Source organism: Acinetobacter sp. 228, assembly GCF_048147885.1.
Map to the genome: position 1 here is coordinate 1 of NZ_JAYWYV010000159.1, position 1,687 is coordinate 1,687.

Sequence of the window (1,687 nt, forward strand, 5' to 3'; positions counted from 1 at the left end):
ATTGTACTTACTTTTTCCAGAAGCAAAACGCTCTTTGCCTTTGGTCATGTTTGGCATGATCAGTACTTTAGGTCCAGCCATTGTCCCAACCATTGGCGGATGGCTTACCAATAACTTTTCGTGGCATTGGATGTTCCTGATCAATATTATTCCGGGCATTATCATTGCTACGGTCATCTACTCAGGTCCAAATATCGACCGTGCCAACTATTCACTCATCAAAAGTATGGACTGGTTTAGTCTCATTGGTATGGCGATGTTTTTGGGTGGGCTTGAATATTTCCTCGATGAAGGCGCACGGCATGACTGGCTTGCAGACACAGGCGTTCGGATTGCTTTCATGATCTGCGTTGTGGGCGGCATGATTTTCTTCTCTAGAAGTTTCACCCAGCCTAAGCCTTTGCTCGATTTATCTGTATTTAAAAATAAAAACTTTACCTTGAGTGCCATTACAACGTTTGTGATTGGTATGGCGCTCTATGGCTTGGGCTACATGATTCCCGTGTTTCTTGGGCAAGTCCGTGAAATGAATAGTAGCCAAATTGGTCACGTCATGATGGTGACAGGTATTGTCATGTTCTGCTTTGCGCCATTTCTTGCGTGGCTCATTCCCAATTTTGATACCCGAAAAAACGTATTTGTTGGAATGATTCTGGCTGGCTTTGGTGTCTGGCTCAATTCACATTTGAGTATTCATAGTGATTATGACTTTATGTTTTGGCCGCAAATTTACCGTGGTATTGGCCTCATGATTTGCCTGATTGTGGTGTCACATTTGGCTATGAGTACATTGCCACTCAGTAAAGTTGCCGATGCCAGTGGGATTTATAACCTGCTGCGCAATATTGGCGGCGCGGTTGGACTGGCTCTTATTAACTCGTCCTTAGATTGGCTAACCGCCATGCATGTTACCCAGATTAATCAGTCGATGACACCACAAAACTGGATATTTACAGAAAGACTCGACCAGCTTACGGCGCAATATCAAGAAGTCGGTGCAAATGCCCAGCAAATCGCGCTCAGCGTGATCTATCGTGACATTCATTTTCAAGCACTGACATCGAGTTTCAATGACTTATTACGCATGCTCGCAATCATCATGTTTGTGACCGCCTTTTTAACCATATTTATGGATCGGGGGAAGAAAATGAATATGTAGCGATTTAGAAATAAAAGGCAGCTTTCAAAGAATGAAAACAATAGGGCATATCAAAACATATCCCTTCATAGAAAAAGAACATTGATATGAGTTTCGAATATCGCTGTATGAGATAGGGGAACTCACAGATCTGGATGTGGGAGATTAAAGTATTATGATTAATACAACATATAAACTGATTTCAAAATTGAACCTGAAAAACGCAACTTATGGGCAATATTTTGAAAAAGAGCAAATCGATACTGAACGATTGAAAGTGATGTATTCCATTTACGAGCAGTATTATGAAAATACCAGATTTTCTATTTTCGTAGATGATTTTAAAAATAAAAGCGGTGCGATCTTAATTTTTGACTCAGAAACAGATGAGATTGTCGGTTTCTCGACGGTAGTTGTGCAGCATTTCTACTTAAACGGTAAAGATTACACCGTGCTCTTTAGCGGTGATACGGTCATTTTGAAAAAGTTTTGGGGCACGCGTACATTGCAAAGTACCATGCTCAAACTCATGATCAAGCTTCGAATTAA

At 41.0% G+C, this 1,687-nt stretch carries 1 protein-coding gene and 1 pseudogene; both read left to right on the forward strand.

Going from position 1 to position 1,687, the window contains the following annotated elements; genetic code table 11:
* Nucleotides 1–1,159: DHA2 family efflux MFS transporter permease subunit (locus tag VXQ92_RS16915; RefSeq protein WP_416682599.1), on the forward strand; the 1,159-nt coding region annotated here is incomplete at its 5' end.
* A 187-nt stretch (nucleotides 1,160–1,346) separates the two neighbouring features.
* Nucleotides 1,347–1,687, forward strand: a pseudogene (locus VXQ92_RS16920) (hypothetical protein); the annotation flags it as partial.